This is a genomic window from Rhodococcus sp. NPDC079359 (genome assembly GCF_040702585.1).
GTDB lineage: Bacteria > Actinomycetota > Actinomycetes > Mycobacteriales > Mycobacteriaceae > Rhodococcoides.
In genome coordinates, this window is the sequence record NZ_JBFBLH010000011.1 from 44293 (window position 1) to 70467 (window position 26175).

Consider the following 26175-nt stretch of genomic DNA (forward strand, 5'->3'; position numbering starts at 1 on the left):
CGCACCGAGAACACGGTGCGGGGCTGGAAGAGGTTGTTCAACAGAATGATTCGAGTGAATCGAACTCTCAGTCGTTGGCGTGCAATGCCGCGTTCAGTTCGACGCCGGTACCCTTCCACGGCACCACCTCGACAGCACCCGACAGCGAGTTGCGACGGAACAGCAGGTTGGACTTGCCGGACAATGTCGCCGCCTTCACCACAGTTCCATCCGGACCACTGACCTTCGTTCCGGCGGTGATGTACAGCCCCGCCTCGACGACGCAGTCGTCACCGAGTGAAATGCCGAGCCCGGAGTTCGCACCGAGCAGGCAGCTCTTGCCGACGGAGATGACGTTCTTGCCACCGCCGGAGAGGGTGCCCATGATCGACGCACCGCCGCCGACGTCGGAACCGTCGCCCACCACGACGCCCGCCGAGATGCGGCCCTCCACCATCGAGTTGCCGAGCGTGCCGGCATTGAAGTTGACGAAGCCCTCGTGCATGACCGTCGTTCCACTGGCCAGATGAGCACCGAGACGAACGCGATCGGCGTCGGCGATACGAACGCCGGTGGGAACGACGTAGTCGACCAGACGCGGGAATTTGTCGACGCCGTACACCGTCACGTGGCCGCGGGCGCGAAGCTTCGCGCGCACCGTCTCGAAGCCGTCGACCGCCGCGGGGCCGAAGTTGGTCCATACGACATTGGCGAGGAGGCCGAACACTCCGTCGAGGTTCTGCCCGTGCGGCCGAACCAGCCGGTGCGAGAGCAGATGCAGTCGCAGATATGCATCGTGCGCGTCGATCGGGGCGTCGTCGAGCGAGGCGATGCTGGTGCGCACTGCGACTACCTCGACGCCGCGCGCCTCGTCCGGTCCGACGAGAGCGGCCAGCTCCTCGGGGACATCCGAACCCTCGAGTCGGGTGGTGCCGGCCTCGAAGCCCGACCCGAGCTCAGGGCTCGGAAACCAGGTGTCCAGAACGACACCCGACGTCGTGATGTTGGCAATTCCTACTGCTGATGCTCCCTGTGCGCTCACGGCAGGAAGAATACGCGGTGGGTTTCGCGCGCGGGTTCACCCGTCATCGCGGGTACTCGGACTGTTTCCGGATTCCGATCCTGATGCCGCGTCGGTTCGTTACCGATTCGACTGCCGAGTGTGATCGCATCGGGATGCCGGTGGACGGGTAGGGGGCGGGGGAGCTGACAGAGTTTCACCGGTGATCACCCGTACCGGCTCGCGCAGCCGAGGAGCCGCAGCAGTGATGATGGACGGCGTCTCCTTCACCGGATTGGTGACGACGCTGGCCGCGACGATCATCCTCGGAGTCGCTTTCGGTTTGGTTGTCGCCGAGGCGTGGTAGACATGCCCATCGGCTGACAGGGGGTCGCCGTAGGCGGGGGATGTCATGAGTTCGAGCAGGTCAATAGCCATGCGTTCGATAATTTCGGTGATCGCTGCATCACTTCTGACGGTGACCGGCGTGGTTGCCGGTTCCGGTGCCGCAGCTGCCGCACCCAACTGCGTCGGAGTCGGCGGGAAGTCGGCAGTGGTCGCAAGAATTCCGGGGGCTGCACTGGAGGGCCTTGCCGTCGACGCGTCGGGTCGCGCCTACGTCACCGACATCGTGTCCGGCCGGGTGTACCGCATCGACGCGCCGGGCCGGCCCGCGTACCCCATCGCCAAGGTCCCCAGCGGCGGCGGCGGAGCTCTGGCATGGATGCCCGACGGCACCCTGCTGGTCGGCTACGGAGCCGACCCTCGCGTCTTCGTCGGCGACGTCGTCAAGTCCGCGGGGATCGTTCGACTCGACGTCGACACCCTTGCCGTCACTCCCTTCGCGAAGGGTCTCAGTGCGGCGAACGGACTTGCCGTCGCCGCCGACGGAACGGTGTACGCCACCAACGACTTCGGCTCGCTCATCGGCCGGATCGGCCCCGACGGCGCGGTCGACCCAGCATGGGCGCGCTTCCCCAGCGCCAACGGCGCAGTGCTCGACGCCGCCGATCGGTACCTGTACGTCTCGCGAACATTCGTGAACCCAGGGGTCAGCCGAATTCCGATCGCCAACCCCTCGGCACCGGAAAGCGTGCTCGACCTGTCGGGTCTCGACAGCTTCGCGGCCCCGGACGGGCTGACCCTCGACGATGCCGGACGCCCGGTGGTGCCGCTCAACGCAGGCGGCTCCGTCGTCCGCATCGATGCGCCGGGGGCGACGTGTGTCATCGGCACCGGTACACGGTTGACCAGCGTCGTAACGTACGGACGCTCCGACCAGGGATTCTCGAGCGGAAGATTGTTCGGTGCCGGCTTCGACGGCGTGGTCCGCGAGATTCCGGGATCCACGGCCTAGAGTTTTCTCCCGTGACGCTCGAACTGCATGCCGACCCGATAGACCTCACCGCGGCACTGGTGGACATCCCCAGTGTCAGTGAGGACGAATCGCGCATCGCCGACGAGGTGGAGCAGGCGCTCCGCGAGCAGACCACGGGCTTCGAGATCATCCGCAGCGGCAACGCAGTTCTGGCCCGAACCAATCGAGGACTCGGGTCGCGGGTGATGCTCGCCGGGCATCTCGACACGGTTCCCATCGCGGACAACGTGCCGTCGAGGCGTGAGCACGACAGCGCCGAGGGCGACATCCTGCACGGGTGCGGAACCGTCGACATGAAGTCGGGCGACGCGGTGTTCCTGCACCTCGCCGCGACGATCGACAATCCTGCGCACGATCTGACTCTGGTGTTCTACGACTGCGAGGAGATCGCCGCCGCTCGCAACGGACTGGGCCGCATCGAACGCGAACTTCCCGACTGGCTCGCTGCCGACGTCGCGATCCTCGGCGAACCGTCCGGCGGGTTCATCGAGGCCGGGTGCCAAGGGACGCTGCGGGTTCGACTGACGGCGTCGGGAACACGGGCGCACAGTGCTCGTTCCTGGCTGGGAGACAATGCAATTCACAAGTTCGGTGCGGTCCTGAACCGACTCGCGGCGTATCGCGCACGCACCGTCGATATCGACGGCTGCGTGTATCGGGAAGGGCTGCAAGCAGTCCGGATCTCCGGTGGGGTCGCGGGCAACGTCGTCCCCGATGCGGCCGAACTCGATGTCAATTTTCGCTTCGCGCCTGACCGCAACGTCGACGACGCCGTCGAACACGTTCGTGAGGTGGTCGAGGGACTGGATCTCGGCTTCGAGGTCACCGACTCGTCGCCCGGAGCGCTTCCGGGTTTGAACCGACCTGCAGCAGCCGCTCTCATCGAGGCCGCGGGCGGACAGTTCCGGGCCAAGTACGGCTGGACGGATGTCTCCCGGTTCTCGGCGCTCGGGATCCCGGCGGTCAACTACGGACCCGGCGACCCCAATCTCGCCCACAAGCGCGACGAACGCGTACCCGTCGAGCAGATCACTCACGTCACACAGGTTCTCCGGAGCTATCTCTCTGCCGGATAGCCTGAACGCCATGAACAGCGACCAGGGGCCAGATAGTTTCGATGAATTCGGCAGTTCCGACGGCCACAGCACCGAGAAGTCGGCCAAGCACAAGGGATCCGTCGTACTGCGTCGTGGCCGGAACACCGAGACGTCCACCTCGGATCAACGACTGCTCGACGAGCGAGGACCAGGGAACTGGATTCACTCCGACACCTGGCGCGTACTGCGTATACAGAGCGAATTCGTCGAGGGATTCGGTGCGCTCGCCGAGGTCCCGAAGGCCGTGACGGTGTTCGGTTCGGCGCGCACCCCCGTCGACCATCCCGAGTACGCCCGAGCCCGGCAGCTCGGAGCCGCGCTCGCGAAGGAGGGCTTCGCCGTCATCACCGGCGGCGGACCCGGCGTGATGGAAGGGGCCAACCGAGGCGCGAGCGAGGCCGACGGGTACTCGATCGGCCTCGGGATCGAGCTACCGTTCGAGCAGGGCCTCAACGAGTGGGTCGATCTGGGCGTCAATTTCAGATATTTCTTCGTCCGCAAGACCATGTTCGTGAAGTACTCGCAGGCATTCGTGTGCCTTCCCGGCGGCTTCGGTACCCTCGACGAACTCTTCGAGGCGCTGACCCTGGTGCAGACAGCGAAGGTCACCAGGTTCCCGATCGTGTTGTTGGGCAAGGACTTCTGGTCAGGACTGCTCGACTGGATAAAGACGACTCTCGTGAAAGAAGGCAAGGTGTCCGAGAAGGACCTCGAACTGATCCACTGCACCGACAGCGTCGACGAGGCTGTCCGGATCGTCCGCGAGGCCCAGCAGTGAGCGATCGCGGCACGACCGAAGGCTTGCTCAGTGTCTGCGTCTACTGCGCGTCGGGTCCCGTCGACGCCTCGTTCATCGACCTGGCCGGCGAGGTCGGCACCGAGATCGGTCGACGAGGCTGGCAGCTGGTCTCGGGCGGCGGCAACGTCTCGATGATGGGCGCGGTCGCGACGGCGACGCGAGCAGCGGGCGGCAACACGGTCGGCGTGATTCCGAAAGCGCTCGTGCACCGCGAGGTCGCCGATGTCGACGCCGACGAGCTGATCGTCACCGACACCATGCGTGAGCGGAAGAAGATCATGGAGGACCGCGCCGACGCGTTCATCACCTTGCCGGGTGGGATCGGGACGTTGGAGGAACTGTTCGAGACATGGACGGCGGGCTACCTGGGCATGCACAGCAAGCCGATGGTGATGCTCGACCCATTCGGACATTTCGACGGCATGATGCAGTGGATAGACGGATTGCGTGAGACGGGATTCGTGCAGCAGCGCGCACTGGACGCCCTGGTCAGGACCACGACTGTCGCAGCAGCTCTGGACGCCTGCGCAACGTTGTGACAGGTCACCAAGCTCGGCCACGGAGTGAGGTGCTCAAAGTTGTTACTCTCAAGTAGGGTAAGGAATCTCACATCGTCTTCAAAGGGGAGTTCATGGCTGTCGATGCCCGTCAGAAAATCGGAGTGACCGACCTCGCGGTCGCGTTGCCGAAAATGGTGACGGAGGTGCCTAGTCTGCTCAAGGGCCTGGCGGGATTCACCCGCAAGCCCGACCACAAAGCGTCGATCGGTCAGATCTTCCAGGACGCCGCCGCGAAGAGCAGCGACCGTCCGTTCGTGCGGTTCGAGGGCGAGTCGATCACCTACCGGGACGCGAACGAGCTCGTCAACCAGTACGCGGCAGTGTTCGCCGACCACGGAGTGGAGCGCGGCGACGTCGTCGGCATCCTCAGCAAGAACCGTCCGGAGGCGCTGTTCGCCGCGCTCGCCGCCGTCAAGCTCGGTGCCACCGCGGGCATGCTGAACTACAACCAGCGCGGCGACGTGCTCGAGCACAGCCTCGGGATTCTCGACGCCAAGGTTCTCGTACTGGACGAGAACACGCAGGAAGCCCTCGATTCGCTGGACGCCGAGCCGAAGGTGGGAGCGGTTCTGCCACTGAAGAAGCTGGCCGAACTCGCGGCGACGGCGTCCACGGCCAACCCGAAGGTGACCGCGGAGATCCAGGCCAAGGAGAAGGCGTTCTACATCTTCACCTCGGGCACCACCGGCATGCCGAAGGCCAGCCTGATGAGCCATTTCCGCTGGCTCAAGTCGATGTCCGGGCTCGGCAACATGGGCGTCCGGCTGCGCAGTAACGACGTCATCTACTGCTGCCTGCCGCTGTACCACAACAACGCACTGACCGTAACGCTGTCGTCGGTGCTCGCAGGCGGCGCGACGATGGCCATCGGCAAGCAGTTCTCGGTCAGCAATTTCTGGGACGACGTCCGCGTCAACAAGGCCACTGCGTTCACGTACATCGGTGAACTGTGCCGTTACCTGCTGACGCAGCCGGAAAAGGCCTCCGACCGTGACAATTCGGTCAAGCTGATCGTCGGCAACGGACTGCGCCCGGAGATCTGGGAGGAGTTCACCGAGCGGTTCGGCATTTCCCGCGTCGCCGAGTTCTACGGTGCCAGCGAGTGCAACATCGCGTTCATCAACGCCCTCAACATGAAGAAGACCGCTGGTATCTGTCCACTGCCCTACGCCGTCGTCCAGTACGACGAGGAGTCCGGCAAGGCCAAGCGCGGTCACGACGGCAAGCTGCGCAAGGTCGGCAACGGCGAGGTGGGACTGCTGCTGTCCAAGATCACCGACCGGGCACCGTTCGACGGCTACTCCGACGACAATGCCACCGAGAAGAAGATGGTGCGCGACGGATTCAAGGACGGCGACGCGTGGTTCGACACCGGCGACCTGGTCCGCAAGCAGGGCTGGATGCACGTCGCGTTCGTCGACCGCCTCGGTGACACCTTCCGCTGGAAGGGTGAGAACGTGGCCACCACACAGGTCGAGGGTGCCCTCGGTGGGCACTCTTCGGTCGACGGTGCTGTCGTGTACGGCGTCGACATCGACGGAACCGACGGCAAGGCCGGCATGGCTGCGGTGACTCTGCGCGAGGGCGAGACCTTCGACGGCAAGTCCGTGGCCGAGCACCTGTACGACAAGCTGCCGACGTACGCGGTGCCGCTCTTCGTCAGGATCGTCGACACCCTCGAGCAGACGTCGACGTTCAAGAGCCAGAAGGTGGCCCTGCGCAAACTCGGCTACGAGGAAGACAATGACAGCGACCTGTACGTGCTACGCGGCAAGTCCGGTGGCTACGAGAAGGCGTACGACGGCTACGTCGACGAGGTCGCCGCAGGTAAGGCACCCAAGGGCTAGGCCCGTGCCACTATTGATTTCATGAGCACCCTCTGCGGCAAACCGGTCGCCGACGATCGCGCATTGGTCATGGCGATCGTCAATCGCACCCCCGATTCGTTCTACGACGGGGGTGCGAACTTCACCGACGACGCGGCGATGGCTTCGGTTCACCGGGCTGTCGCAGAGGGTGCCGACATGGTCGACATCGGCGGAGTGAAGGCCGGTCCCGGCGACGTCGTCGATGCCGAGGAAGAGATTCGCCGTGTCGTTCCGTTCGTCGAGGCGATTCGGGACGCCTACCCGGAGCTGCTGATCAGTGTGGACACCTGGCGCAGCGAGGTCGCTCGCCTGGCCTGCGGCGTCGGGGCGGATCTGATCAACGACACGTGGGCCGGGGCCGACCCCGAACTGGTGCGCGTCGCTGCCGCCGAGGGCGTCGGCATCGTCTGCTCGCACACCGGCGGAGCGGTACCTCGCACGCGCCCGTTTCGGGTTCGGTACGCCGATGTGGTGGCCGACGTCATCGCCGAAGTCACCGCCGCCGCCGAGAACGCAGTCGCGGAGGGGGTGAAAAAGGATTCGATTCTCATCGATCCGACACACGATTTCGGGAAAAACACCTATCACGGGCTCGAGTTGTTGCGTCGCGTGGACGATCTTGTAAACACCGGGTGGCCTGTGCTCATGGCGCTGAGCAACAAGGACTTCGTAGGCGAGACTCTAGGGGTAGAACTCGCCGACCGGTTGGAGGGAACATTGGCAGCGACAGCATTGGCCGCAGCAGGCGGAGCCCGAATGTTCCGGGTGCACGAGGTGGCGTCGACCAGAAGAGTCGTCGACATGGTGGCAGCGATCCAGGGGCTGAGAACCCCGGCGCGGACGGTCAGGGGTCTGGCATGACACTCGCGGATCGAACGGACGTGACCCGGGCGTGGTCCGAGACCAACAGCTGGGACACCCCGCAATGGACCATCGCCGAGCTCGAAGCCGCGAAGGCGGGCCGCACGGTCTCGGTGGTACTACCGGCACTCAACGAGGAACAGACTGTTGCTGCCGTAATCGATACGATCCACCCGCTGCTCGGTGGCCTCGTCGACGAGCTGATCGTGCTCGACTCCGGTTCCACGGACGAGACAGCTGTGCGGGCGACGGCGGCCGGCGCGCGGGTCATCAGCCGTGAAGAAGCTGTACCCGGCGTCGACCCGGTACCGGGCAAGGGCGAAGTGCTGTGGCGATCCGTCGCCGCGTCGACCGGTGACCTCATCGCGTTCGTCGATTCCGACCTGATCAACCCCGATCCGGCCTTCGTGCCCAAGTTGCTGGGCCCACTGCTGATGGGCGACGGTATCCATCTGGTCAAGGGCTACTATCGCCGTCCGCTGCGGACCAGTGGAACCGAGGACGCCAACGGCGGTGGACGTGTCACCGAGCTCGTGGCCAGGCCGCTGCTCGCTGCGCTGCGACCGGAGTTGACCGGTGTCATTCAGCCCCTCGGCGGCGAGTACGCCGGTACCCGCGAGCTTCTGTCCGCGGTGCCGTTCGCACCCGGCTACGGAGTGGAGATTGGGCTGCTGCTCGATACCTACGACAGGCTCGGGCTGCGGGCGATAGGCCAGGTCAATCTGGGTGTACGCAAGCACCGCAATCGCCCGCTGGTCGAACTCGGGGCAATGAGCAGACAGATCGTCGGGACCATGCTCAATCGGTGCGGGATGGTCGACTCCGGGGCCGGTCTGATGCAGTTCCGCGTCGACGGTGACTCGTTCGAGCCGTTCTCGACCGAGGTGTCGCTGCAGGACCGACCGGCGATGAACTCGCTGACCTAGCGTGTCGGACGGTCTGACAAGATCGTGGCATGTTGACGCTGCTGATCTACGTCGTCGTCATCGCCGTCGTCGCCGCTGCACTGTTCTTCGTGGCATCGGTGGTGTTCGGTCGCGGTGAGGAACTGGGCCCGTTGCCCGAGGGAACCACCGCGACCGTGCTCCCCGCCGAGGGCGTCACCGGAGCCGACGTGAACTCGCTGAAGTTCCAGCAGACCCTGCGGGGATACAAGCCCAGCGAGGTCGATTGGGCGCTCGAGCGACTCGGCGGCGAAATAGACATGCTGCGGTCGCGACTGTCCGCGGCACAGCAGTCGCAGGACACCATCACCCCGTCCCCGGTCGAGGCAGGACCGGACGAGCGGTGAGCGCGGTCGCCGGACCGGACGGTCGTCTGCGCTGCCCCTGGGGTGCCACCGACGACGACGTGTATCGCAACTATCACGACGTCGAATGGGGGCAGCCGCTGCACGGCCGCAACGAGCTTTACGAGCGGCTCTGTCTCGAAGCGTTCCAGTCGGGCCTGTCGTGGATCACGATCCTGCGCAAGCGTGACAGTTTCCGCACCGCCTTCGCCGGTTTCGATCCGGAGCTGGTGGCCCGGTTCGGCGAGGCCGATGTCGAACGACTGATGAACGACGCGTCCATCGTGCGCAATCGGCTCAAGATCGACGCAGCGGTGAGCAACGCGCGCGCCATCGTCGATCTCGAGGACACGGACCTCGACTCCTTGCTGTGGTCTTTCGCGCCCCAACCCAGGTCGGCTCGCCTGACGGAGTTCTCCGATGTGCCCGGCTCGACCCCGGAATCGACGGCTCTGGCCAAGGAACTGAAGCGGCGGGGCCTGCGGTTCGTAGGTCCGACAACCGCCTACGCCTTGATGCAGGCCACCGGAATGGTCGACGATCACCTGTCGGGGTGCTGGGTGCAGGTCGCGAATACCGACTCCGTTTCCCGGTATCGACGGCGATAGGGAAGAATAGGTGTCAACACCCGTCGCCCCGCGACGAATTTATCTTTTAGGCCTAGGCGCCGAGCTGGTGGGCGCAGATCTGGAGGGAGCAGAGGATGGCGGCGATGAAGCCCCGGACCGGGGACGGTCCCCTCGAAGCAACCAAAGAGGGACGAGGAATCGTCATGCGTGTCCCGCTCGAGGGGGGCGGCCGTTTGGTCGTCGAATTGACCCCTGACGAGGCCGCGGCACTCGGTGACGAATTGAAGGGTGTCACCGGCTGATAGCTCTGTCGATCGATCATCGCTCAGCCCCGCTCGCCGCCACGGCAAGCGGGGCTTTGTGTTGTCTCGACGAGTGTGGGTGCTTTCGATGTGAGAGGGGTGTTCGGTGCTGACCGACGTCGTCGACGCGTTGGTGTGCCCGCAGTGTCGAGCACGCGAGCTCGACTCGGGGCTCGGTGTGGGCGACACCGATCGAACGCTGTGGTGCGATCGAGGGCATTCGTTCGATGTCGCCCGGCAGGGCTACGTCAGTTTGCTCACCGGCGACGGTGGCAAGTTCAGCGGCGACTCGGCCGAGATGATCGCGGCGCGTGAGGTGTTCCTGGGGGAGGGGCATTTCGATCCGATCGCGGCAGCGGTCTCGGCGGGTGTCCCGGAGGGCAGTGACGTCGTGCTCGACGTCGGGGTCGGCACCGGTCACTACCTCGCGGCTGTGCTCGACGCCCACGCCGATGCGCGGGGGATAGGCGTCGACGTGTCGAAGTTCGCGGCCAGGCGTGCCGCACGGTCCCATCCGCGGCTGGGGTCCGTGGTCGCGGACATCTGGAGTGGCCTACCTGTGCGGTCGGGCGCACTGTCCGCGGTGACGTGCGTGTTCGCGCCGCGCAACGCCGGTGAACTGAATCGAGTCCTCGTCGACGACGGCGTGTTGGTGGTCGTCACACCCACGTCGCGACACCAGCGTGAGTTGCGTGGACCGCTGGGTCTCATCGGCGTCGAGGAAGACAAGACACGTCGCCTCGGCGAATCGCTGTCCGGTCTGTTCGAGCCGGTGGCCGAATCCCCGCTCGAGTACTCGATGATGCTCTCGCGCAACGACATCGACGCGCTGATCGGCATGGGGCCGTCGGCGCGGCACGGCGACCCCGTTGCTCGGGCAGCTGCGCTGGCGCAGTTTCCCGACACCACCGAGGTCACCGCGTCGGTGACGGTGTCGATCTATCGAGCGACGAATCAGCCGCGCCGCGCCAGCGCGTCGTTGTAGACGGCGAGAGTCTGCTTCGCGATCGATGCCCAGGAGAATTCGGCGACCGCTCGCTCGCGGCCGGCCTTGCCCATCGCTTCCGCGAGTGCGGGGTCGAGGGCTACCTCGTTGACGGTGTCCGCCAGGTTCCGCTCGAAGGCATCGGGTTCGTAGGAGTTGTAATGCACCAGGCGACCGGTGCGGCCCTCGTCGACGACCTCGGGGATGCCGCCGACATCCGACGCCACGACCGCGGTTTCGCAGGCCATCGCCTCGAGATTGACGATGCCGAGTGGCTCGTACACCGATGGGCAGACGAACACAGCTGCGGCAGAGAGAATCTCGCGAATCTTGTCGGTGGGCAGCATGTCCTTGACCCAGAACACGCCGCTGCGCTGCTGGGCCAGCAACGCCACCGCTCGCTCGGTTTCCGCGGCGATCTCCGGAGTGTCGGGTGCGCCCGCGCACAGTACGAGCTGGATCGACGGATCGAAGTGGTGGGCGGCAGCAATCAGGTGACCCACACCCTTCTGCCGGGTGATGCGGCCGACGAACGCGACGATCGGCTTGTTCGGATCCACCCCGATCTCGTCCAGAGTCGCAGTGCCGTGATCTGCGAACCACCGCTCGGTGTCGATCCCGTTGCGCACCACGTGGACTCGACTCGGGTCGAGGCGCGGATAGGCGTCGAGCACGTCTTTGGCCATGCCCTCGCTGACGGCGATGACGGCGTCGGCGTACTCCACTGCATTCTTTTCCGACCACGACGAGATGCGGTAGCCGCCGCCGAGTTGCTCGGCCTTCCATGGCCGTCGCGGTTCGAGCGAGTGCGCGGTGAGGATGTGCGGAACTCCGTACAGTTCTGCCGCGAGGTGGCCGGCGAGGCCGGTGTACCAGGTGTGCGAATGCACCACGTCCGCACCCGCTGCCGCGTTGGCCATCCGCAGCTCGGCCGACAGCGTTGTCAAGGCGGCGTTGGCACCGGCGAGTGCAGGATCGGGGTCGTGCACCTGTGCGGTGTCGCGCGGGGCTCCCATGCAGTGGATGTCGACGTCGCACAGCGACTTCAGCTGCGCGGTCAACTCCGTGACATGAACTCCTGCGCCACCGTAGATCTCCGGCGGGTATTCCTTGGTCATCATCGCTACTCGCACGTGAACGAACCTACATTCCCCGGCAGTTGTGCGTGTACTGGTAGCAAGGTTCTCTCGGTGCGGATAGGTTGAGTGGGTGAGGACACAACCGCACGTACTAGGGATTGTGCTTGCCGGCGGAGAGGGTAAGCGCCTTTACCCGATGACCGCGGACCGAGCCAAGCCAGCCGTTCCCTTCGGGGGCGCCTACCGACTCATCGACTTCGTGCTGAGCAATCTCGTCAACGCCGGTTACCTCCGGCTCTGCGTGCTCACCCAGTACAAGTCCCATTCACTGGATCGCCACATCTCGCAGACGTGGCGACTGTCCGGATTCGCCGGGGAGTACATCACTCCGGTTCCGGCACAGCAACGTCTCGGGCCCCGGTGGTACACCGGCAGCGCCGACGCCATCTTCCAGTCACTGAACCTGGTGTACGACGAGGACCCCGAGTACATCGTGGTTTTCGGAGCCGACCACGTGTACCGGATGGATCCGGAGCAGATGGTGCAGCAGCACATCGACTCCGGTGCGGGCGTCACCGTTGCCGGGATCCGCGTTCCGCGCAGCGAGGCATTTGCGTTCGGCTGCATCGACTCCGACTCCGACGGCAAGATCACCCAATTTCTCGAGAAGCCGGCTCAACCGCCCGGCACCCCCGACGACCCCGACGTCACGTACGCCTCGATGGGCAACTACGTGTTCACCACCAAGGTGCTCGTCGACGCCATCAAGGCCGATTCCGAGAACGTCGACTCCGACCACGACATGGGCGGCGACATCATTCCGGCGCTCGTCGAGGCCGGCGTCGCCTCGGTGTACGACTTCAACGACAACGTCGTTCCCGGTGCCACCGAACGCGACCGCGGCTACTGGCGAGACGTCGGCACCATCGACGCCTTCTACGACGCCCACATGGATCTGGTGTCGGTGCACCCCATCTTCAACCTCTACAACCGCCGCTGGCCCATTCGTGGATCGGCCGAGAACCTGCCGCCCGCCAAGTTCGTCCAGGGCGGCTTGGCTCAGGAATCGGTGGTCGGTGCCGGCTGCATCCTGTCGGCTGCCACCGTTCGCAACTCGGTGCTCAGCTCCAACGTCATGATCGACAGTGGCGCGACCGTCGAGGGCAGCGTCCTGATGCCCGGCGTCCGGATCGGCAAGGGTGCCGTCGTTCGGCATGCGATTCTGGACAAGAACGTCGTCGTCGGTGACGGCGAGATCGTCGGCGTCGACCATGAACGCGATCGCGAGCGCTTCAACGTCAGCGCCGGGGGAGTCGTCTCCGTCGGCAAGGGCGTCTGGATCTAGAGCAGAGCCTCCGGCATGTGAGCGGTAATTCGTAGCAGGCTACGAATTACCGCTCACATGCGGCGCAGCCGCTCACGCCCTCGACGCGCAGATCAACCCGTCACCCAGCGGCAGTAGTACCGTCGTCAGGCGCTCGTCCTCGGCGATGGCCCTGGCTGCGGATCGAACGGCCACTGCGGTCGCGTCGCGCTGAGTCGGGTCGGCCACGCGTCCACCCAGTAACGCGTTGTGCAGCACCAGAACTCCGCCGGGGCGCAGGAGTCGAACACTCTCGGCGACGAAGTGCGGATGGTCGGCAGGGCTGGCATCGATGAACACCAAGTCGTAGGTGTCATCGGCCAGTCGGGGGAGCACGTCGAGGGCCCAGCCGTTGATCAGCCGGGTACGCGAAGGCGCAATCCCCCCCGCGCGGAACGCCTCTCGGGCCGCGCGCTGATGCTCCGGCTCGGTGTCGATGGTGGTGAGAACGCCGTCCGCGCGCATCCCGTCGAGCAACCACAGACCGCTGATCCCTGCGCCGGTGCCGATTTCGACGACCGTCTTCGCGCCGAGCATCTGGGTGAAGATGGACAGAATTGCGCCGACCGACGGTGGTACCGGGGCGGCACCGAGGTCGACGGCTCGCTCTCTGGCTGCGATCAGAACCTCGTCCTCCTGAGCGGAGTCTTCGGCGTAGGCGAGCATCTTCTCGGCGTTGGTCGGCACGACCCGAGGCTATCGTGCCCCGGGCACAATCTCACGCACACATTCTCAGGTGCGCCTCAGGTGATTCATACCGGACCCACACGCGGGTCCGTCAGGCTGTGGAGGAATCGAAGGTCCGTCTCGATTGCGAAGTGTGAGCTGGAACATCCGAGGGTAGTCGTCGGTTGAATCAGAAGGACGTACGCAGTCCTGAGCAGGAGGATCCAACTATTTACAAGATCAACGGCGATCGCGACACCGCGCGTCTACCCGAGTCCGTACCCACGCCCGACGATCTCAGCGGCACCGCAGTGTTCGATGCGACCGGCGAGGACTCCACCATGCCGTCCTGGGACGAATTGGTTCGCGAACACGGCGACCGAGTCTACCGACTGGCCTACCGGCTGTCCGGCAACGCCCAGGATGCCGAGGACCTGACGCAGGACACCTTCATCCGGGTGTTCCGCTCCCTCTCCAACTACCAGCCCGGCACCTTCGAGGGCTGGCTGCACCGCATCACCACCAACTTGTTCCTGGACATGGTTCGTCGCCGCAGCCGCATCCGGATGGAAGCCCTCCCCGAGGACTACGACCGCGTCCCCTCCGACCGGCCCAACCCCGAGCAGATCTACCACGACGCGCGCCTCGACCCCGATCTGCAGTCCGCACTCGACTCGCTGGCACCGGAGTTCCGTGCCGCAATCGTGTTGTGCGACATCGAAGGACTGTCCTACGAGGAGATCGGTGCGACACTGGGCGTCAAGCTCGGAACGGTTCGCAGCCGCATTCACCGTGGACGCCAGGCGCTACGCGAGTACCTTCGAGTGCACGGGAAGGTCGACTCAGGTCACGCAAGTGTCCACTAGCTACGAGGAGGGTTGGATGACGCAGGCGCGTAAGCGAAGGCAATTCAGCTCCACCGAACATCTGGCCAGTGAAGCCGTCGCGGCGTACGTGGACGGTGAACTGCGGATGCCCGCCTACCTCCGTGCTGCTCAACACCTGTCCGAGTGCCCGGAATGCGCCGCCGAGGTCGAAGCCCAGCAGCAGGCCCGCAAAGCGTTGCGCGGGGCGGGTGAGCTGTCCATGCCACACTCGCTGCTCGGGTTGCTCAGTCAGATTCCGTCCTGCGCAGGCGAGGACCGGCCGGCCCACACGAAGCGATCGTTCATGTCGGCTGTCGCCGACGTCCGTCGTCGCCGACGCTGACTGCATCGCGATCCACGCGACGACTTCTCACCTGCATCGAGCCGAGCCGACCGCTCGAGTGATACTGAACTCTCACACCGACGTATGCGAGGGGTAACCGGACGCGTGACATCGAATTCGACCAGCACCGAGACGACCGGCACCGACCCGTCGGCGACCGAGCCCGACGGTATCGGCCCGGAAGGTCCACGGTTGCCACCTCGTCCGGTGTATCGACCGTCCGTCGATCCGGTGTCGGCATCGGTGTTCGGACGTCCCGACAACGTCGACGGTTCGTTCTCCGAGCGCAGGCCCGGTGAGGAATTACCGTCACGCGTCTCGGTGCGGCCTCCCGATCCCATTCTCGCCGAGGCATTCGGACGTCCGGACGACACCGAGGAATCGCTGCAACGTGATCCGAACGCCGAGACCGACAGCGACACCGCCCCGTCGGCTCCGGCCGATCCGTGGCGCGACCCCACCGCTCGGGTGTCCCTCGGCAGCGCTGCGCTCGACACGCCGCCCCCGCCCGTTCTCCCGCCGGGCACCAAGCTCGGTGTGCGAGATGTGCTGTTCGGCCGATCGGTGTCCGTCCGAGCCCTCGTCGTGCTCGGTGTTCTCGCTCTCGTCATCGGGTTGGTCGGCGGTCTCTTCGGTCGCCTCACCGCCGAGGTGACCGGCGCGTTGACCAGCCAGAAAGTGACACTGACCCAGTCCAGCGGCGACGACATCCCGCGCGGGCAGATCAGCAACGTCGCCGACGCCGTCCTGCCGTCCGTCGTGTCGATCCAGGTGACGCTCGGCGAGACCGGCGGCACCGGCTCGGGCGTCGTCATCGACGGTGCCGGCTACATCGTGACGAACAATCACGTGATCTCGCTGGCCGCATCCGACCCGGAGAACTCGACGTTGGAAGTGACGTTCTCCGACGGCACCAAGGTGGCGGCCGACATCGTCGGCCGCGACACCAAGACCGACCTCGCGGTCCTCAAGACCGATGTCGGCAACCTGACCGTCGCCGAACTCGGTCGTTCCGAGGACGTTCGCGTCGGGCAGGACGTGATCGCCGTCGGCTCACCGCTGGGATTGAACAAGACCGTCACCTCCGGCATCGTCAGCGCGCTCGACCGACCCGTCGCCCTGTCGGGTGAAGGCACCGACACCGACGCCGTCATCGACGCCGTGCAGACCGACGCTGCCATCAACCCCGGCAACTCCGGTGGCCCGCTCATCGACTTCGAGGGCCGTGTGATCGGCATCAACTCGGCGATCCGCAGCGAGAGCGGCGGATCGGTCGGCCTCGGCTTCGCGATTCCCGTCGACGAGGTCACCGAGGTGACGCAGAGTCTCATCCGGGACGGCGTCATGCGTCATCCCGACTTCGGCGTCAACGCCCGATCGGTCATCAACGACACCTCCGCCGGGGCGGAAGTGGCCAACGTGCGCTCGGGCGGGCCTGCTCAGGAAGCGGGCATCGTCGAGGGAGATGTCATCACGAAGGTCGGCGACCGCACCGTGGGTAACGCCGACGAACTGGTCGTCGCCGTGCAGGCCACGACGATCGGGGAGTCGGTTCCGGTGCAACTCGTCCGGTCGGGACGGCTGGTGGACCTCTCCGTCACGCCGGTTTCGGACTGACGACGTAGGCTGGCAGGCGTGTTCGGCAACATCGGTTGGGGAGAGCTCGTCATTCTCCTCGTAGCAGCTCTCGTCATCCTCGGCCCCGATCGCCTCCCCGGCGCCATCAGCTGGGTGTCCAAGTCGATCCGGCAGGTCAAGGACTACGCCAACGGCGCGAGCCAACAGCTCAAGGACGAGCTCGGCACCGACTTCGAGGACCTTCGCAAGCCGCTTGCCGATCTCAACCAGCTCCGGGGCATGACCCCGCGCGCGGTGATCACCAAACACCTGCTCGACGGTGACGACTCGGTCTTCAAGAACCCACTCGACGACACCTTCAAGGGCAAGCCCTTCGAGACCAAGCCGAAGAACGTCGGCGGACCGACGCCACAGACCGGAGCCGCTCGCAGTGGGGTGTCGATGAGCAAGAACGAGCCGAAACTGTCTGCAGGCGATACCCCGCCGATCGACGCCGACGCCACGTAAGCCTGAATCCTTCGTCGTTCGGTCTCACCCGTCTGCGTCAATGGACCACTGCACACGTCTGAGCGCGGCAATGGTTCATTCACGCAGAACCTGCTGCTGCGTGAATGTTCCATTACAGGCGTCCCGGCCGTGCAAGGGTCCATTGACGCGGCGGGGGAACCAGACGCGGCAGTGGGAAGCAGGTTCGGTCCGCTAGAGCTTGCGGGCCGAGTCGATTCCGAGTGACATGCCGACCAGTCCGCGTTCGCGGACTGCCAATTTCGCTGCCACGGCTTCGAGTGCCTGGGCAGCCGGCGATTCCGGGTTGCTCAGCACGATCGGCGTTCCGGCGTCTCCACCCTCTCGGACTGCGGTGTCGAGGGGAATCTGGCCCAGCAGCGGAACGCTCGCACCGACGGCTTTGGTCAATCTGTCGGATACGTCCTGTCCGCCACCGGATCCGAAGATGTCCATCCGGGTACCGTCGGGCAGTTCGAGCCACGACATGTTCTCCACGACGCCTGCCACGCGCTGACGCGTCTGCAATGCAATTGCGCCCGCGCGTTCGGCCACCTCGGCCGCGGCCTGCTGCGGGGTGGTGACGACGAGGATCTCGGCACTCGGAATGAGTTGGGCGACAGAAATCGCCACGTCACCGGTGCCGGGCGGGAGATCGAGCAGCAGTACGTCCAGATCGCCCCAGAAGACATCGGCGAGGAACTGCTGCAGTGCGCGGTGCAGCATCGGGCCGCGCCAGACGACGGGGGTGTTGCCCTGGGTGAACTGCGCGATCGAGATGAACTTCACTCCGTGCGCCTGCGGCGGCATGATCATCTTCTCGACCTGCGTCGGCCGCGCGTCGTTTCCGAGCATCCGGGGCACGGAGTGTCCGTAGATGTCGGCGTCGAGCACACCGACCGACAGCCCACGGGCGGTCAGTGACGCGGCGAGATTGACCGTCACGCTGGACTTGCCCACACCGCCCTTGCCCGACGCCACCGCGTACACGCGGGTCAGGGATCCGGGTTGCGCGAAGGGAATGATCGGCTCCGCGGAATCGCCGCGCAGAGACTTGCGTAGTTCGGTGCGCTGCTCGTCGTTCATGACGTCGAGTTCGACCGTCACGGTGCCCACGCCGGCGACGTCGGCGACGGCGTTCTTCACGCGATCGCTGATTTCGGTCTTCATCGGGCAGCCGGAGGTGGTCAGATAGATGCCGACGCCGACCGCGCCGTCGTCGGAGATGTCGATGCTCTTGACCATCCCGAGGTCGGTGATGGGTTTGCGGATCTCGGGGTCGATCACCTTCGTGAGCGCGGTCCGAACGTCGGATTCGGTCAGTACAGCCATTGCCTCATGCTAGGCGGTGGGTTGTGCGCCGATGGACAGCAGGGCAGGCGCGGGCGCGATGTCAGTGAATGCGGGGCAGCTGGTCCGAGGACGGGACGATGCCGGTGGCGTAACCCGCCGACCACGCGAGCACGTTCGCTACGTAGGCCATCGAATTGTTGTAGCGCAGGATCGCTTTGGTGGTCGATCCCAGATCGCGCATGTCGGTGCCGTTGTCGCACAGGTACATACCGGTGGCCAGGGCTGCGTCGAACAGGTTCTGCGGGTCGGAGACACCGTCGCCGTTGCCGTCGGCGTGATAGAGGTTCCACGTCGAGGGCAGGAACTGCATGGGTCCCACTGCGCGGTCGTATTCGGCATCGCCGTCGAGCGCCCCGCCGTCGGTGTCACGAATCACCTGGTTGCCGGCGAGGGTTCCGTTCAGCCGGGGGCCGAGGATGGGTTCGTGCAGCTCGCCCGAGTCGTCGACCTTGCCGTTGTTGGCGTGGGTGGATTCGACGCGGCCGATGCCGGCGATGACGGTCCAGCTGATACCGCAACCGGGTTGCTGCTGGGCCAGGATCCGCTCGGCGTTCTTGTACGCCGAGACGTTGACGACCGGGATGGCGATGGGGCTGACGGCGAGGTTGGTGGGTAGCTCGGGTGTGGGCGGGATCTCGGGAACCGGCGCGGGTGCGGGGACCGCGGCGGGCACCGGCTGCTCGGCCTGAGCCACCGGCTGCGCCTGCTGGTCCTGGGCGATCGGCTGCGGAGTCTCCACCACGGAGTTCGATTCCTGGGCGACCGGGGTGGTCTTGGCCGAGACGAACGGAATGTATTCCGTGGCTCCGGCGCTGGTGGCGGCGGTGACGAGTCCTGCGGGGACGAGACCTGCCAGAGCAATCACCGAATTCCGTCGGACCTTGGAAGTCGATGCTTTTCTGTGACGACCCACGCGTGCTGTACCTCCTGATTTCCCCGGATGACAACCGGGGCCCGACCGATGACCGGGATCGAGGGTACCTGATTCGAGACTGTTCCGTTATCGGGCCGTTACAGAGCGGGCCGCTACGTATCGAGGTCGGGGACCTCCGGGGTGCCCGAGTCGTCCTGCACCCTGGCGGCGGCCTTCTTCCGTGCTTTCTTCGGAGTCGCTGTGGGCTGGCCCGTCGCCTGCTCGAGGAGCGCCTTGATCTCGTCGAGTTCGCGGCGCAGGTAGTCGCGGGTGGCGACCTCGCCGACCGCGATCCGCAGCGATGCCAACTCGCGAGCGAGGAACTCGGTGTCGGCTTTCGTCTGTTGTGCGCGAGAACGGTCCTCCTCGAGCGAGACGCGGTCTCGGTCGTCCTGCCGATTCTGGGCCAGCAGAATCAGCGGAGCCGCGTACGCGGCCTGGGTCGAGAACGCGAGGTTGAGCAGGATGAAGGGATACGGGTCCCACCGAAGGTTGACCGCCACGACGTTGAGGAAGATCCAGACGATCACGATGCCCGTCTGGATCGCCAGGTAGCGGCCGGTACCGAGGAACCTCGCGGCCTTCTCGCCCGACCTGCCGAGGTCGAAATCGACGTTGACGTTGAACATCCGCGATCCGCGCGGAGTGTCCATTCTCTGGCGTGCTGTTTCTTTCACTGTCCCGCCACTTCCTGATCTCGCCAGTCCTCGGGCAGCAGGTGATCGAGGACGTCGTCCACGGTCACGGCCCCGACCAGGTGGTCCTCGTCGTCGACCACCGGGCCGCAGACGAGGTTGTACGTCGCGAAGTATCTCGTCACGGCGGTGAGGCTGTCCTCGGGCGACAAGCGCGGCAGAGCGCTGTCCACCACGCCGCCGACCAGACTCGCCGGGGGTTCTCGAAGTAACTGCTGCAGATGTACGCAGCCGAGGTACGGCCCGGTGGGAGTGGCGGTGGGCGGCCGCACCACGAACACCAGTGAGGCGAGCGCGGGCGTCAGGTCGGGGTTGCGTACCCGGGCGAGCGCTTCGGCCACCGTCGTCGACGCGGTGAGTACGACGGGTTCGGGGGTCATCAGACCACCGGCGGTGTCGGGGGAGTGTTCGAGCAGCCGTCGGACGGGTGCGGAGTCCTCCGGATCCATCAGTCGCAGAAGCGATTCCGCTTCGGTCTCGGGCAGCTCTCCGAGGAGGTCGGCGGCGTCGTCGGGGTCCATGGCCTCGAGCACGTCGGCACCGCGGTCGACGCCGAGGTAGTGCATCAGCTCCACCTGATCGTCGTCGGGCAGTTCCTGGACGACGTCGGCAAGCCGCTCGTCGTCGAGGGCCCGCGCGACTTCCATGCGTCGTTTGACGGGAAGCTCGCGCATCGCGTTGGCGACGTCGGCCGCGCGCAGGTCCTCGAACTGCATGAGCAGCTGTGCCACACCCTGATCGGGCATCGACAGTTCGTTCTGCGTGAGTCCCTGCACGTGCAGCCAGTCCACGACGTGGATGGCACCGCGGCGCGCCAGGCGCTGACGTTGCTTGCGCACCGCCACTCGCGCGACGACCCAGTCCCGCGTTCGGGTGAGCTCGATACCCAGATCGACGACGATGGAATCGGTGTCGTGCAGCTCGTCGAGTTCGGGGTCGTCGACGCGCACCTTCGAGTCGAGGATCTGGGCGAACACCAGGATCTCGTTCGCGCGCTGGGTGAATCGCCGCAGACTGACGTTGCCGGTCGTGAGTTGAACCGAGTTGGGCTCGATACTGGTGACCCTGAGCATCGGCACGAAAATTCTTCGGCGAGTTGCCAATTCGACCACGAGGCCGAGGACTCTGGGTTGCGCTCTGCCGACCCGCATCGAGATGACCACGTCGCGAACTCGGCCGATGGATTCGCCGTCGGGGCCCAGGACGCCCAGGCCGGCGAGCCTGGCCGCGAATACCTTGCTCAGTGCTGCCATGATGGCAAGGTTAGAGGTTGGGCGATACAGACGATGAATCAGACAGGGGTTGTGCTGCGGTGAATGCGTCGGGCCTACGGAGATCGGTACTGGCCGTTCCGGGCAGTTCGGACAAGATGATCGCCAAGGCCAAGGGACTGCCTGCCGATGCGATCTTCCTCGATCTCGAAGACGCCGTCGCGCCCATCGCGAAAGTCGAGGCCCGCGCGCGCATCGTCGATGCGCTGAACTCCGATGGTTGGGGCGATCAGATCAAGGTGGTGCGCGTCAACGACTGGACGACGCAGTGGACGTACGGGGACGTCATCGACGTCGTGTCCGGTGCCGGACGCAATCTCGACGCCATCCTGCTGCCGAAGGTGGAGTGCGCCGCGCACGTGCAGGCGTTGGATCTGCTGCTCACGCAGCTCGAGAAAGAGCACGGACTCGACGTCGGAGCCATCGGGATCGAGCCCCAGATCGAGAGCGCCCGCAGTCTGCGCAACATCGACGAGATCGCGACCGCGAGCCCGCGGGTGCAAACCCTGGTGTTCGGTCCCGCAGACCTGATGGCCAGCGTCAACATGCGCACCCTGGTCGTCGGTGAGCAGCCGGTCGGATACGACACGGGCGACGCCTACCACCACATTCTGATGACCATTCTGCTCGCCGCCCGAACACACGGACTGCAGGCGATCGACGGTCCGTATCTGCAGATTCGCGATCTCGACGCCTTTCGCCGGGCGGCGGGCCGGACGGCAGGCCTCGGTTTCGACGGCAAGTGGGTGCTGCACCCGACGCAGATCGAGGCCGCCAACGAGATCTTCGCGCCGCGTCAGACCGACTACGACAAGGCCGAGATGATTCTCGACGCGTACGAGTTCCACACCTCCGCGGCGGGCGGCGGTCGCGGCGCAGTGATGTTGGGCGACGAGATGATCGACGAGGCGAGCCGCAAGATGGCGCTCGTCGTCTCGGCGAAGGGTCGCGCGGCAGGAATGACGCGTACGACCGCCTTCGTGCCGCCCACGTCCTGACCGACCGTCAACCTGCTGTGAACCGCTACAACGGGTGTGCCGGTTGTCCGTTTCGGGGCACAATGGAGCCATGACAAATCCCCTCTCACAACCCGGTCGCCCAGGGCAGGGCCTGCCGACTCCGCCCTCCGGCTGGCCTATCGGTTCGTACCCCACCTACGCCGAGGCGCAGCGCGCCGTCGACTACCTCTCCGACGAAGAGTTCTCGGTGCAGGACGTGACGATCGTCGGTGTCGACCTGATGCAGGTCGAACGCGTGCTCGGCCGCCTCACCTGGCCCAAAGTCATTGGTGGAGGCATTGTTTCGGGTGCCTGGCTGGGAGTCTTCCTCGGCCTGGTCCTCGGCATCTTCAGTGAGAACATCTTCGGAGCGCTGCTCATCGGCGTCGGCGGCGGCATCATCTTCGGCCTGATCTCGGCGTCCATTCCGTACGCGGCCACCAAGGGACAGCGAGATTTCGCGTCGAGCATGCAGTTGGTCGCGGGCCGATACGACGTCATCTGCGAGCCGCGAACCGCGGAGAAAGCACGCGACCTGCTCGCCAAACTGTCGATCTGATCACACCTGGTGGACGACCAGGCAACCGACAGGTAACGGAATAGCCCCAAATCGCCCTCTATGCCAGTGAGTTCGGTTACGTTTCTTTCGTGCACGGCAGTCCCACACAATGTGCTGCGCGAGTAACTGAACGTACGGAGGCGGAAAGTGCCGAGACATCGTGGTCGTAGGCGTGGAAAAGCAACGAGGATAGGGGTGTTGGCGGCAGCGGCTCTGGTCACGAGTCCGTTGCTCGCAGCGTGTGGTTCGTCCGACAGTTCGGTTCCGGTTCTGAGTTTCTACACTGCCGCAGACGGCGCAGAGCAGTACGCCGCTGCGGCACAGGTGTGTTCCGACGCCTCCAACGGCCGCTACCGAGTGGAGCAACGGACTCTGCCCAAGAGCGCCAACGATCAGCGGCTCCAGCTCGCGCGGCGCCTCGCCGGCAACGACAGGACGCTGGATCTGATGACACTCGACGTCGTCTGGACGGCCGAGTTCGCCGAGGCCGGATGGGCATTGCCCGTCCCGGAGGACCTGTCCGAGAAGCTGCGCGACGGTGCCACGCTCGAGGGCCCACTCGCCACGGCAGAGTGGCAGGATCAGCTGTACGCGGTGCCGCTCAACTCCAACACCCAGTTGCTCTGGTACCGCCCGGACGAGGTGCCCGACGGAGTGCCGCCGCAGACGTGGGATCAGCTGATCGACGTGGCCGAGGCCAATGCGGCGGCGGGCAAGCCTGCACAGATCGGCGTTCAGGCAAAGCAGTACGAGGGCTTCATGGTCTGGTTCAACTCGCTGCTCGAGAGCGCTGGTGGTTCGGTCGTCGCCGAGGACGGAACGACGGTGACGCTGAACGACACTCCCGAGCATCGCGCCGCCACCGAGAAAGCTCTCGAGATCATCAAGCGAGTGGCCACGGCCGACGGCCGCGATCCCTCGGTCTCGCAGAGCGACGAGGCAACTGCCCGCCTCGGCATGGAATCGGGACGGATGGCATTCCAGGTCAACTACCCGTTCGTGCTGCCCGGGTTGAAGGAGAACGCCGTTGCCGGTGCCGTCTCGTTCCTCGACCTGTCGACGGTGCCCGAGGATCAGCAGGACGCACGCATCGCCGAGGTCTTCCGTAGCGCGCCGTATCCGGAGGTGAACCCGGGCGAGCCCGCGAAGGTCACCATCGGTGGCTTCAACATCGGTGTCGCGAAGACCACTCAGCACGAGGATCTCGCGTGGGAGGCCGTCGAGTGCCTCACCAACGAGGAGAACCAGCGCAACAACGCGGTCAACGGTGGTGTGCCGCCGGTGCTGAAGTCGCTGTACTCCGATCCCGAGTTCCAGGCCGTCTATCCCGCGTGGGAAGGGGTTCTCGGTTCCATCGAATCTGCGGCTGTGCGACCCGTTTCGCCTGCCTACCAGAGCATTTCGATTCTGCTGACCGATGCGCTCAACCCGCCGCAGAACATCGATCCGGTGGCCGACGTGGACAAGCTCGCAGATCTGGTCTCCAAGGCCGTCAATTCCGAAGGGTTGATTCCATGAGCGCCACCACCGAGTCACAGCCCGCATCGCAGCCTGTCGACAAGCAGGCGGCTCTGAAGAACGTCTCCGACGGCAAGAAGGCCGAACGTCGCCTGGGACTGATGCTCATCGCACCCGCCGCCCTGCTGATGATCGCGGTCACCGGGTATCCGATCATCTACGCGTTCTGGCTCAGTCTGCAGAAGTACAACCTCGCATTCCCCGAGGATCGTGAATTCGTCGGTATCTCCAACTACGTGACCGTGCTGTCCGACGGCTACTGGTGGACGGCGTTCAGTGTGACGGCAGGCATCACGATCATCTCGGTGATCATCGAGTTCATCCTCGGCCTGGCCGTGGCTCTGGTCATGCACCGCACCATCTTCGGTCGCGGACTCGTACGCACCGTGGTGCTCATCCCGTACGGCATCGTGACCGTCGCCGCCGCGTACAGCTGGTACTACGCGTGGACCCCCGGCACGGGCTATCTCGCCAATCTGCTGCCCGACGGTAGTGCTCCGCTCACCGAGCAGTTCCCGTCACTGGCGATCGTCGTACTGGCCGAGGTCTGGAAGACGACGCCGTTCATGGCGCTGCTTCTGCTGGCAGGCCTGGCGCTGGTGCCCGACGATCTGCTCAAGGCGGCCGAGGTCGACGGAGCGGGTGCGTGGACCAGGCTGATGCGCATCACGATTCCGTTGATGAAGCCGGCGATTCTCGTCGCGGTGCTCTTCCGCACCCTCGACGCGTTCCGCATCTTCGACAACATCTACGTCCTCACCCGCGGTAGCAACGAAACCGGATCGGTCTCGATTCTCGGTTACAACAACCTGTTCGGTGCGTTCAACCTCGGGCTCGGGTCGGCGATCAGCATTCTGATCTTCTTCTGCGTCGCGATCATCGCGTTCGTGTTCATCAAGTTGTTCGGTGCATCGGCACCGGGATCCGACGACGGAGGCCGCAAGTAATGACCACTGTTACGCCTCGCAAGAAGGTCGGTTGGACGGTCGTCAACGTCCTCGTCCTGCTCTACGCACTCGTTCCACTGCTGTGGATCATCAGCCTCTCGTTCAAGTCGACGGCCACCATCGCCGACGGCAACTTCATTCCTCGTTCGATCACTTTCGACAACTACAAGGGCATCTTCTCGACCAATCAGTTCACCTCGGCGTTGGTCAACTCGATCGGTATCGGACTGATCACCACCGTGATCGCCGTGGTGATCGGCACGATGGCCGCGTATGCCGTTGCGCGTCTGGACTTTCCGGGAAAGAAGGCTCTGGTCGGTGCAGCGCTGCTCATTGCGATGTTCCCCCAGATCTCCCTGGTGACACCGCTGTTCGACATCTCCCGCTCGCTGGGACTGTTCGACACCTGGCCGGGGCTGATCATTCCGTACATCACCTTCGCGTTGCCGTTGGCGATCTACACCCTGTCGGCGTTCTTCCGCGAGATTCCGTGGGAGCTGGAGAAGGCAGCGAAGATGGACGGCGCGACGCCGGCACAGGCGTTCCGCAAGGTCATCGCCCCGCTGGCCGCACCCGGCATCGTCACCGCCGCCATTCTGGTGTTCATCTTCGCCTGGAACGACCTCCTGCTCGCCATCTCGTTGACGGCGACGGAACGTTCGGTCACCGTCCCGGCGGCCATCTCGCAGTTCACCGGTAGCTCTCAGTTCGAGGAGCCAACGGGATCGATCGCGGCGGCAGCAGTCGTCATCACGATCCCGATCATCATTTTCGTGCTCTTCTTCCAACGACGTATCGTGGCGGGCTTGACGTCCGGCGCAGTGAAGGGATAACCG

Annotated in this window: 29 protein-coding genes; 22 read left to right on the top strand and 7 right to left on the bottom strand. The window is 65.2% G+C overall.

Annotated elements, in window-relative coordinates:
• Positions 1-67: 67 nt before the first annotated feature.
• Entirely contained in the window at positions 68-1021 is a 954-nt protein-coding gene (gene dapD / locus AB0362_RS21920; RefSeq protein ID WP_317534023.1) for a 2,3,4,5-tetrahydropyridine-2,6-dicarboxylate N-succinyltransferase, read from the bottom strand.
• A 181-nt stretch (positions 1022-1202) separates the two neighbouring features.
• Between dapD and AB0362_RS21925 the strand changes: the two genes are divergently transcribed.
• The 12 genes from AB0362_RS21925 to AB0362_RS21980 all read left to right on the top strand — a co-directional run bounded on the left by AB0362_RS21925 (position 1203) and on the right by AB0362_RS21980 (position 10686).
• Positions 1203-1346, top strand: coding sequence for a hypothetical protein (locus AB0362_RS21925; protein ID WP_243596838.1), 144 nt, complete (start codon positions 1203-1205; stop codon positions 1344-1346).
• 69 nt (positions 1347-1415) lie between these two features.
• Entirely contained in the window at positions 1416-2336 is a 921-nt protein-coding gene (locus AB0362_RS21930) for a hypothetical protein (protein WP_243596839.1), read from the top strand.
• An 11-nt stretch (positions 2337-2347) separates the two neighbouring features.
• Positions 2348-3433 (top strand): succinyl-diaminopimelate desuccinylase, encoded by a 1086-nt coding sequence (gene dapE, locus AB0362_RS21935; protein WP_317534024.1) that lies wholly within the window; start codon positions 2348-2350, stop codon positions 3431-3433.
• Between the two features lie 10 nt (positions 3434-3443).
• On the top strand, positions 3444-4232 hold the full coding sequence (locus AB0362_RS21940; RefSeq protein ID WP_243596841.1) for a TIGR00730 family Rossman fold protein: 789 nt from the start codon (positions 3444-3446) through the stop codon (positions 4230-4232).
• A complete protein-coding gene (locus tag AB0362_RS21945; RefSeq protein WP_317534025.1) occupies positions 4229-4792 on the top strand; it encodes a TIGR00730 family Rossman fold protein in 564 nt (187 codons plus the stop codon). The genes AB0362_RS21940 and AB0362_RS21945 overlap by 4 nt, the downstream gene beginning before the upstream one ends.
• A 92-nt stretch (positions 4793-4884) precedes the next feature.
• Positions 4885-6660, top strand: a complete 1776-nt coding sequence (locus AB0362_RS21950; RefSeq protein ID WP_317534026.1) for a long-chain-acyl-CoA synthetase — start codon at positions 4885-4887, stop codon at positions 6658-6660.
• A 21-nt stretch (positions 6661-6681) separates the two neighbouring features.
• Positions 6682-7542: a dihydropteroate synthase gene (gene folP, locus AB0362_RS21955; RefSeq protein ID WP_243610302.1), complete on the top strand. Its 861-nt coding sequence runs from the start codon at positions 6682-6684 to the stop codon at positions 7540-7542.
• Positions 7539-8468, top strand: coding sequence for a glucosyl-3-phosphoglycerate synthase (locus AB0362_RS21960; RefSeq protein ID WP_243596845.1), 930 nt, complete (start codon positions 7539-7541; stop codon positions 8466-8468). The genes folP and AB0362_RS21960 overlap by 4 nt, the downstream gene beginning before the upstream one ends.
• A gap of 29 nt (positions 8469-8497) precedes the next feature.
• Entirely contained in the window at positions 8498-8833 is a 336-nt protein-coding gene (locus tag AB0362_RS21965) for a DivIVA domain-containing protein (protein WP_243596846.1), read from the top strand.
• Between the two features lie 26 nt (positions 8834-8859).
• Positions 8860-9438: a DNA-3-methyladenine glycosylase I gene (locus AB0362_RS21970; protein WP_243610364.1), complete on the top strand. Its 579-nt coding sequence runs from the start codon at positions 8860-8862 to the stop codon at positions 9436-9438.
• Between the two features lie 95 nt (positions 9439-9533).
• Complete coding sequence (locus AB0362_RS21975; RefSeq protein ID WP_008714277.1) at positions 9534-9701, top strand: DUF3117 domain-containing protein; 168 nt, start codon at positions 9534-9536, stop codon at positions 9699-9701.
• A gap of 106 nt (positions 9702-9807) precedes the next feature.
• A complete protein-coding gene (locus AB0362_RS21980; protein ID WP_317534027.1) occupies positions 9808-10686 on the top strand; it encodes a methyltransferase domain-containing protein in 879 nt (292 codons plus the stop codon).
• Here AB0362_RS21980 and glgA read toward each other — a convergent pair.
• Positions 10656-11819 carry a glycogen synthase gene (gene glgA, locus AB0362_RS21985; protein WP_243596848.1) on the bottom strand — a complete coding sequence of 388 codons (1164 nt, stop codon included), beginning with the start codon at positions 11817-11819 and terminating at the stop codon, positions 10656-10658. The genes AB0362_RS21980 and glgA overlap by 31 nt on opposite strands.
• Before the next feature lie 76 nt (positions 11820-11895).
• On the opposite strand from glgA, the gene glgC reads away from it, so the two are divergent.
• Positions 11896-13110: a glucose-1-phosphate adenylyltransferase gene (gene glgC / locus AB0362_RS21990; protein ID WP_243596849.1), complete on the top strand. Its 1215-nt coding sequence runs from the start codon at positions 11896-11898 to the stop codon at positions 13108-13110.
• Positions 13111-13182: 72 nt separating this feature from the next.
• Here glgC and AB0362_RS21995 read toward each other — a convergent pair whose 3' ends face one another.
• Positions 13183-13794: an O-methyltransferase gene (locus tag AB0362_RS21995; RefSeq protein ID WP_032365496.1), complete on the bottom strand. Its 612-nt coding sequence runs from the start codon at positions 13792-13794 to the stop codon at positions 13183-13185.
• Positions 13795-14033: 239 nt separating this feature from the next.
• On the opposite strand from AB0362_RS21995, the gene sigE reads away from it, so the two are divergent.
• The 4 genes from sigE to tatB all read left to right on the top strand — a co-directional run bounded on the left by sigE (position 14034) and on the right by tatB (position 17088).
• Positions 14034-14660 carry an RNA polymerase sigma factor SigE gene (gene sigE / locus AB0362_RS22000; RefSeq protein ID WP_243596927.1) on the top strand — a complete coding sequence of 209 codons (627 nt, stop codon included), beginning with the start codon at positions 14034-14036 and terminating at the stop codon, positions 14658-14660.
• Between the two features lie 16 nt (positions 14661-14676).
• Positions 14677-15003, top strand: coding sequence for a zf-HC2 domain-containing protein (locus tag AB0362_RS22005; protein WP_243596850.1), 327 nt, complete (start codon positions 14677-14679; stop codon positions 15001-15003).
• Between the two features lie 171 nt (positions 15004-15174).
• Positions 15175-16620: a trypsin-like peptidase domain-containing protein gene (locus tag AB0362_RS22010; protein WP_317534056.1), complete on the top strand. Its 1446-nt coding sequence runs from the start codon at positions 15175-15177 to the stop codon at positions 16618-16620.
• 18 nt (positions 16621-16638) lie between these two features.
• A complete protein-coding gene (gene tatB / locus AB0362_RS22015; RefSeq protein WP_317534028.1) occupies positions 16639-17088 on the top strand; it encodes a Sec-independent protein translocase protein TatB in 450 nt (149 codons plus the stop codon).
• A 192-nt stretch (positions 17089-17280) separates the two neighbouring features.
• On the opposite strand, the gene AB0362_RS22020 is transcribed toward tatB, so the two are convergent.
• From AB0362_RS22020 to AB0362_RS22035, 4 genes are all read right to left on the bottom strand, one after another.
• Positions 17281-18417 (bottom strand): Mrp/NBP35 family ATP-binding protein, encoded by a 1137-nt coding sequence (locus AB0362_RS22020; RefSeq protein WP_068053099.1) that lies wholly within the window; start codon positions 18415-18417, stop codon positions 17281-17283.
• Positions 18418-18478: 61 nt separating this feature from the next.
• Complete coding sequence (locus AB0362_RS22025) at positions 18479-19351, bottom strand: murein transglycosylase (protein WP_317810594.1); 873 nt, start codon at positions 19349-19351, stop codon at positions 18479-18481.
• A 113-nt stretch (positions 19352-19464) separates the two neighbouring features.
• Complete coding sequence (locus tag AB0362_RS22030) at positions 19465-20004, bottom strand: DUF1003 domain-containing protein (protein WP_149407932.1); 540 nt, start codon at positions 20002-20004, stop codon at positions 19465-19467.
• A gap of 20 nt (positions 20005-20024) precedes the next feature.
• Positions 20025-21299, bottom strand: coding sequence for a CBS domain-containing protein (locus AB0362_RS22035; RefSeq protein WP_317534029.1), 1275 nt, complete (start codon positions 21297-21299; stop codon positions 20025-20027).
• 59 nt (positions 21300-21358) lie between these two features.
• On the opposite strand from AB0362_RS22035, the gene AB0362_RS22040 reads away from it, so the two are divergent.
• The 5 genes from AB0362_RS22040 (at position 21359) to AB0362_RS22060 (ending at position 26172) form a co-directional block, all read left to right on the top strand.
• Positions 21359-22315, top strand: coding sequence for a CoA ester lyase (locus AB0362_RS22040; RefSeq protein WP_317810592.1), 957 nt, complete (start codon positions 21359-21361; stop codon positions 22313-22315).
• A 70-nt stretch (positions 22316-22385) separates the two neighbouring features.
• The gene (locus tag AB0362_RS22045; RefSeq protein WP_057475533.1) at positions 22386-22874 is read left to right on the top strand and encodes a general stress protein; all 489 of its coding nucleotides are present in this window, start codon (positions 22386-22388) and stop codon (positions 22872-22874) included.
• Positions 22875-23069: 195 nt separating this feature from the next.
• Positions 23070-24392 (top strand): ABC transporter substrate-binding protein, encoded by a 1323-nt coding sequence (locus tag AB0362_RS22050; RefSeq protein ID WP_094688034.1) that lies wholly within the window; start codon positions 23070-23072, stop codon positions 24390-24392.
• A complete protein-coding gene (locus AB0362_RS22055; protein WP_094670643.1) occupies positions 24389-25339 on the top strand; it encodes a sugar ABC transporter permease in 951 nt (316 codons plus the stop codon). Before AB0362_RS22050 ends, AB0362_RS22055 begins: the two co-directional genes overlap by 4 nt.
• Positions 25339-26172 carry a carbohydrate ABC transporter permease gene (locus tag AB0362_RS22060; protein WP_032375916.1) on the top strand — a complete coding sequence of 278 codons (834 nt, stop codon included), beginning with the start codon at positions 25339-25341 and terminating at the stop codon, positions 26170-26172. The genes AB0362_RS22055 and AB0362_RS22060 overlap by 1 nt, the downstream gene beginning before the upstream one ends.
• Positions 26173-26175: the final 3 nt, after the last annotated feature.

Excerpts from the sequence above, each read along its gene's own strand:
- AB0362_RS21995 (WP_032365496.1), bottom strand. The coding sequence starts at position 13,794 with ATGCTCGCCTACGCCGAAGACTCCGCTCAGGAGGACGAGGTTCTGATC.
- AB0362_RS21940 (WP_243596841.1), top strand. The coding sequence starts at position 3,444 with ATGAACAGCGACCAGGGGCCAGATAGTTTCGATGAATTCGGCAGTTCC.
- AB0362_RS21975 (WP_008714277.1), top strand. The coding sequence starts at position 9,534 with ATGGCGGCGATGAAGCCCCGGACCGGGGACGGTCCCCTCGAAGCAACC.
- AB0362_RS22055 (WP_094670643.1), top strand. The coding sequence starts at position 24,389 with ATGAGCGCCACCACCGAGTCACAGCCCGCATCGCAGCCTGTCGACAAG.
- AB0362_RS22005 (WP_243596850.1), top strand. The coding sequence starts at position 14,677 with ATGACGCAGGCGCGTAAGCGAAGGCAATTCAGCTCCACCGAACATCTG.
- AB0362_RS22060 (WP_032375916.1), top strand. The coding sequence starts at position 25,339 with ATGACCACTGTTACGCCTCGCAAGAAGGTCGGTTGGACGGTCGTCAAC.
- AB0362_RS21950 (WP_317534026.1), top strand. The coding sequence starts at position 4,885 with ATGGCTGTCGATGCCCGTCAGAAAATCGGAGTGACCGACCTCGCGGTC.
- AB0362_RS22045 (WP_057475533.1), top strand. The coding sequence starts at position 22,386 with ATGACAAATCCCCTCTCACAACCCGGTCGCCCAGGGCAGGGCCTGCCG.
- AB0362_RS22030 (WP_149407932.1), bottom strand. The coding sequence starts at position 20,004 with ATGGACACTCCGCGCGGATCGCGGATGTTCAACGTCAACGTCGATTTC.
- AB0362_RS22020 (WP_068053099.1), bottom strand. The coding sequence starts at position 18,417 with ATGGCTGTACTGACCGAATCCGACGTTCGGACCGCGCTCACGAAGGTG.
- AB0362_RS21965 (WP_243596846.1), top strand. The coding sequence starts at position 8,498 with ATGTTGACGCTGCTGATCTACGTCGTCGTCATCGCCGTCGTCGCCGCT.
- AB0362_RS21930 (WP_243596839.1), top strand. The coding sequence starts at position 1,416 with ATGCGTTCGATAATTTCGGTGATCGCTGCATCACTTCTGACGGTGACC.
- AB0362_RS22035 (WP_317534029.1), bottom strand. The coding sequence starts at position 21,299 with ATGGCAGCACTGAGCAAGGTATTCGCGGCCAGGCTCGCCGGCCTGGGC.
- AB0362_RS21960 (WP_243596845.1), top strand. The coding sequence starts at position 7,539 with ATGACACTCGCGGATCGAACGGACGTGACCCGGGCGTGGTCCGAGACC.
- folP (WP_243610302.1), top strand. The coding sequence starts at position 6,682 with ATGAGCACCCTCTGCGGCAAACCGGTCGCCGACGATCGCGCATTGGTC.